The organism is Thermogemmatispora sp. (assembly GCF_019683635.1).
In the GTDB taxonomy this organism is placed as follows: Bacteria; Chloroflexota; Ktedonobacteria; order Ktedonobacterales; family Ktedonobacteraceae; genus Thermogemmatispora.
In genome coordinates this window covers 1-5508 of record NZ_JADGIA010000275.1, presented here as the reverse complement: position 1 = coordinate 5508, position 5508 = coordinate 1, and the positions used below count along the sequence as shown (strand labels likewise).

The following is a 5508-nucleotide window of genomic DNA, read 5'->3' as shown; positions in this document are numbered from 1 at the left end:
ACGCTACATCGACAGGGGGAGGAGCACCCAAAGGTTGGGTCGTCCGGGGAGGAGGTGGAGGACCCACATGCCAGGTTCTCCCTCCCCGTCTGGCGGCCAGAGCGAGCACTTCTTCAGTCGAGGCATACTGGAGAGCACCTTTCACTGGGGAGAGAGAAGAGATATGACCGAACCGATCGCGGATGGAGAGCAGCCATAGTGGAAGGTCTTCCTGTTCCTCCAAGGCGCGGCGTGCTATGAGGGCTGATCCATCCGGCAAGATGCAAAAAGCCTGCTCTCCGGGAACAAGGGTATACAGGAGCGTTGCATCGGTGAGGGAAGAGTCGAACCTCATGAGCCAGTTCCTTATCCTGACGACTCTGCTTGAGAGACGAGCGGTCGCTACTAGATAGAAAGACGAGGCAGAGGGATCAGGATCAAATAGGTTGTCAATCTCTGATTGCGCTGTGTTCGGACCTCCATCTGTTCATGCTGTCCCTGGGATTTCGCAGTGTTTCACGCCCGGATCGGGCGAGAGCTGCACGCTGACGCAGGCAGGATGGTACTGGTGGCTGTTCCCTGAGCTAGTTTCAATCCCTGTTCCTTCCTTCCAATCCCTGAGCGGGCGAGAGCGGTGTTCTGAGGCTGCTTACGAAGGCTCAGGAAGACGAGCGAGAACCTGCATCAACAGAGCCTCCAGCCGATCGAACCGTTTATCATGCTCATCGAACCGCTTGTCATGGACGTCGAACCGCTTGTCATGGGCATCAAAGCGCCGATCGTGCTGAGCCAGCATTGCGCGGATCTCCCGCAGCAGCTCTTCATGCTTCACTGCCATGCCGAGCAGGATCGTCTCATTGTGGTTGATGTCCATGACAGCTCGCTCGACTGCTGCCAGCCTCTCTTCCTGAGTAGGCATGACTTTCTCCTTTTGCCGATGGCTTGTTCCTTCCAATCCCTCATCGGGCGAGAGCAGCATTCTGACGGTACCCCCTCTAGCGTAGCATCTGGAGCGGCCTCCGTCAAGGCTTTTCGATGATCCCAAAGAGCGGTCACTGCTGACTGCTCTCATGCGGCCATGATGCCAGGGCCGCTAGCGCAGATAGTGGCGCAGGACCACATCCATGCGGTTGTGGCCCTGCGCCACAGCCACCTGTTCCACTGCGACCCGATCGTAGTCGACGGGTTGCAGCCGGCCCGTCGCTGGCGGGAGCGCCCGGCCCGAGAGCAGCCGATAGAGCGCCTGAGCATACTCGCGCCGGAGGGCGTGCACGTCCAGATGGGAAGGGACGCGGGCAAAGATGCGCTCCTCTGGCTCTCGCCCTGCTTGCAGCTGCTGCAGCAGCTCCTCCACGCCCGGTAGCACAGGGGCCAGGCGTGTTCGTCCTCCCTTGCCGCGGCGCACCAGGACCACCCCCGCAGCCTCGTTGAGATCCCCTACGCGCAGCGCCGCTACCTCGCGGCGTCGGAGGCCCGTGGCCCGCAGGAAGTGGATCAGCTCCTGCCAGTGGGCCGGGTTCAGTTCTTGGTCCTGCGCCACCGGACCCCGTGAGCGCCGGATGTCCTCTCGACGGCGCGGCGGCAGTGGCACCGCGGCAGCCAGCGCCCGATCGCCGAAGAAGAGCCGCAGCGCTGAGCGCGTGGTGGCCAGCGTCCAGGCGGACCAGCCTGCCTGCATCCCCTGCTGCAGATAGGCCGTGGCCAGCTCCTCGGCGTGGGCCTCCACCTCGGCCAGCCGGCGCAGCCCAGAGGTTGCCCGCGTCCACTTCAGGAAGCGGATCGTCTGCTCCTGGTAAACGGAGCGAGTCTTATAGGAATGAATGTGCCCCGTCGAGCAGGTCCAGTCGGGCAGCCCCTGCTGGCGAGCTGTCTGCTTAGCCGACAGCCGGCTCTCGCCGATGGCCATCAGGCGATCAAGCCGCTCGACGGCCTCGCGGATCAGACTGTTACGATGCCTGCTCATGATCGTGCTCCTGGCTCTGCGCTCCGCCGTGCCTCCCATTTCCATCCCAGGGGTTCAACGATGTCCGTCCCCCGGGCTGATGCCCTGGGCTGCCAGCATCCCTACGGCAGCGAGCGGGGAAGGGACGAGTCCCCGTTCTTGCTGTGTCGCTGTTTAGACCGCGCTGCGCGGTCTTGGGAGAGCGGGATGCGGTCCCTGACATCCCTGGCGAGGGAGACCCTGACCCGGCGGGAGCAGCACTCAACCAGCTCGGCGGGACGCTCACAGGTGCTTGCAAGCAGGGCGTGGGGTGCGCACATGCACAGGCGAACTGTCCCCCTGCTGCGACAGCGTCTTGTCTCCGTTGGAGCCTTCACTTTCAATCCCAGAACGGGCTCAAGCTGCATTCTGACCTCATCCCTATTGAGAAGCGGGGGCGTATTCGCTGGGAGTTTCAATCCCAGAACGGGCTCAAGCTGCATTCTGACTTTGTAGGCCGGTTAGGGCGGTATATGAAGGCCAGTGGGTTTCAATCCCAGAACGGGCTCAAGCTGCATTCTGACTTTCCCCCAAAAGACGGTCGCTGTCCTTTCCCTACCAGTTTCAATCCCAGAACGGGCTCAAGCTGCATTCTGACCCGCCGCAGAACTCTTGCGGCGAGGGATATTGACAGTTTCAATCCCAGAACGGGCTCAAGCTGCATTCTGACATCGCGGACAGTCAGCAGTGACGGTGATCGTTAATCCGTTTCAATCCCAGAACGGGCTCAAGCTGCATTCTGACTGGGAACTACGGCGGCCCATCGCTCCGGGAATTGTAGTTTCAATCCCAGAACGGGCTCAAGCTGCATTCTGACCTGATCTACATGGATTGGTACCCCGAAGAATGGTCTGTTTCAATCCCAGAACGGGCTCAAGCTGCATTCTGACGGAGGAAGCGGAGGGCTATCGGAGTCATTGCGACTCGTTTCAATCCCTGAACGGGCGAGAGCGGCATTCTGACATATCATGGCTCTGTCCCCTTCAGATGCCCTCTGGGCTATGTTTCAATCCCTGAACGGGCGAGAGCGGCATTCTGACGGTACCCCTTCTAGGGTAGCATCTGGAGCGGCCTCCGTCAAGCCTTTTCGATGATCCCGAAAAAGCGGTCAGCAGTGAACGCGCTCATACGGCCATGATGCCAGGCCATATGGTCTTCAGACGGCTTCAACAGCCCTTCGAGGATCGCTGCGAGGAATGCCGGGAGCTGAGATCCTCGAAGCGAACGGCAGGAGCGGCAAGAACGGCAGCAAGAGGGACCGCGTCGGAAAAGGTTGACGGCGGCGGCGCGAGATGGTATGGTAGAGGCAGATCGGAGTCTGGGATCACAGGAGGGCGCGATGGAGCAGCGGATTGCCGACCTGGAGCGGCGCGTCAGCGAGCTTGAGTTTGTCTACCGGAATCTCGCCAAGGATACCACGGTTCTGTATGGCATTCTTCGCATGGACCTGGACGCGCTCAAGGAGCGAACAGAGCGGATCGAGCAGCGTCTCGACACGCTGAATGGAGAGGTTGCACAGGTCTCGGGGCGCCTTGACCGAATGGATCAGCGCCTTGACCGAATGGATCAGCGCTTTGACCGGTTAGAGCAGCAGGTGGGGCAGATCCTGACGCTGCTTCAGAAGCCGCAAGGCCGCTAGCGCAGATAGTGGCGCAGGACCACATCCACGCGGTTGTGGCCCAGGGCCACAGCCACCTGTTCCACTGCGACCCGATCGTAGTCGGCGGGGCGCAGCCGGCCCGTCGCTGGCGGAAGCGCCCCGCCCGAGAGCAGCCGATAGAGCGCCTGAGCATACTCGCGCCGGAGGGCGTGCACGTCCAGATGGGAAGGGACGCGGGCAAAGATGCGCTCCTCTGGCTCTCGCCCTGCTTGCAGCTGCTGCAGCAGCTCCTCCACGCCCGGCAGGACGGGGACCAGGCGTCTCCGTCCGCCTTTGCCTCGGCGCACCAGGACCACCCCCGCAGCCTCGTTGAGATCTCCTACGCGCAGCGCCGCCACTTCACGCCGGCGCAAGCCTGTTGCCCGCAGAAAATCAATCAGTCCCTGCCAATGATCGGGGTTCAGTTCGCGGTCCTGTGCCACCGGACCCCGCGAGCGGCGGATGTCCTCTCGACGGCGCGGCGGCAGCGTCACCGCGGCCGCCAGCGCCCGATCGCCGAAGAAGAGCCGAAGCGCTGAGCGCGTGGTGGCCAGCGTCCAGGCGGACCATCCTGCCTGCATCCCGTGCTGCAGATAGGCCGTGGCCAGCTCCTCGGCGTGGGCCTCCACCTCGGCTAGCCGGCGCAGCCCAGAGGTTGCCCGCGTCCACTTCAGGAAGCGGATCAACTGCTCCTGGTAAACGGAGCGAGTCTTATAGGAATGAATGCGCCCCGTCGAGCAGGTCCAGTCGGGCTGGCCCTGCTGGCGAGCTGTCTGCTTAGCCGACAGCCGGCTCTCGCCGATGGCCATCAGGCGATCAAGCCGCTCGACGGCCTCGCGGATCAGGCTCTTGCGATGCGTGGGCATGATGCTCCTGTTGTGCCGGCAGGGATCTGCCAGGTCGGTTTGTTCCCTGCCGCGCACCACTTACCATCCCGAGGGTTCAACCGTGTCCGTCCCTTGCAGGGCGGCTGCCCTGGGCTGCCAGCATCCCTACGGCAGCGAGCGGGGAGGGGACGAGTTTCCCCGTTCTTCCGTCACTCTGTTTAGACCGCGTTGGAGCAGTCTGTGGAGCGTGGAGGGATGCATTCCCTGGCATCCCTGGAGAGCGAGCGAAGATGGCACTGACCTGGCGGGAGCGGGGCTCAACCAGCGCAGGTAGAGCCAGACAAGGTGCTCGGGAAGGGAAGACCCGCAGCACTTTCACACACTGCGAGTATATCCTCGTGACGGGGAAAGGATCTGGGAAGCACCTGGGAAGGAAACGGGAACGGGGTGGAACGTTCTCATTCCTCAACGGGTAAAGCAGCATGCTGACGGCGTTCTCTCTCCAGGGGAGCCGTTCGAAGATCGCTGCGTGGGAGCGTGGGAGAGAAGACATGAAGAGCAGAGCCGGGGGGCCGGGTCAGCGCCCGGTCCTGTGCCACCGGCCCGCGCGAACAGCGGGTCACTGCCAGTATCCAGGCAGACCCGCCCGCCAGCCTTCCCCTGTACCAGCTCTCAGTGCTCTCCTTCCAGCCCGGCGAGCACTCGCAACAACGCCAGGGTCGAACGCGCGTCCAGCTCTGCAGTGTGCCAGCCTGCAAGAATTCCCTCATGTGCGCAGGCGCGCTCCAGGGAGACATCCCAATCCCATCCCATCCACTCCCGGTAGAGGCTCATGGCACACCGCCATCTCTCAGCGGCGGCCAGCCAGGTTGGCAGTGCCAGCTGATACCGTCGCGCACTGGCAACGAGTGCCAGCCGGTCAAAATCTGCATTGTATCCCCAGATCGCTTCCTTCCCTTCCAGCAGCCTGATGAGTCTGTCCCATGTCAACGACCCCTGGCTCAAGCCAGGGGCTTGCCCGCAGCCTCGTCGGCCCGGGCTTCGGGGCTGGTTGACGGCAGCCCACTGCCCCGTAGGACAGT

5 protein-coding genes, 1 pseudogene and 1 CRISPR repeat array are annotated in these 5508 nt (G+C 62.8%); of the genes and pseudogenes, 1 reads left to right on the top strand and 5 read right to left on the bottom strand.

Going from position 1 to position 5508, the window contains the following annotated elements; all coding sequences use genetic code 11:
• The 3 genes from IRZ31_RS19885 to IRZ31_RS19875 all read right to left on the bottom strand — a co-directional run.
• On the bottom strand, nucleotides 1-334 hold a 334-nt coding region (locus tag IRZ31_RS19885), incomplete at its 3' end, for a hypothetical protein (protein ID WP_297157040.1).
• A gap of 294 nt (nucleotides 335-628) precedes the next feature.
• On the bottom strand, nucleotides 629-898 hold the full coding sequence (locus IRZ31_RS19880) for a hypothetical protein (protein WP_297157039.1): 270 nt from the start codon (nucleotides 896-898) through the stop codon (nucleotides 629-631).
• 174 nt (nucleotides 899-1072) lie between these two features.
• Nucleotides 1073-1942 carry a tyrosine-type recombinase/integrase gene (locus IRZ31_RS19875; RefSeq protein ID WP_297157036.1) on the bottom strand — a complete coding sequence of 290 codons (870 nt, stop codon included), beginning with the start codon at nucleotides 1940-1942 and terminating at the stop codon, nucleotides 1073-1075.
• Between the two features lie 355 nt (nucleotides 1943-2297).
• Nucleotides 2298-3000: direct repeats of the CRISPR family, unit length 37 nt; unit sequence GTTTCAATCCCAGAACGGGCTCAAGCTGCATTCTGAC.
• A 299-nt stretch (nucleotides 3001-3299) separates the two neighbouring features.
• Here IRZ31_RS19875 and IRZ31_RS19870 point away from each other — a divergent pair.
• The gene (locus tag IRZ31_RS19870; RefSeq protein WP_297157033.1) at nucleotides 3300-3599 is read left to right on the top strand and encodes a hypothetical protein; all 300 of its coding nucleotides are present in this window, start codon (nucleotides 3300-3302) and stop codon (nucleotides 3597-3599) included.
• On the opposite strand, the gene IRZ31_RS19865 is transcribed toward IRZ31_RS19870, so the two are convergent.
• Both IRZ31_RS19865 and IRZ31_RS19860 read right to left on the bottom strand, forming a co-directional pair.
• Nucleotides 3596-4465: a tyrosine-type recombinase/integrase gene (locus tag IRZ31_RS19865; RefSeq protein WP_297157030.1), complete on the bottom strand. Its 870-nt coding sequence runs from the start codon at nucleotides 4463-4465 to the stop codon at nucleotides 3596-3598. The genes IRZ31_RS19870 and IRZ31_RS19865 overlap by 4 nt on opposite strands.
• Before the next feature lie 633 nt (nucleotides 4466-5098).
• Nucleotides 5099-5508 (bottom strand): annotated as a pseudogene (locus tag IRZ31_RS19860) (hypothetical protein); the annotation flags it as partial.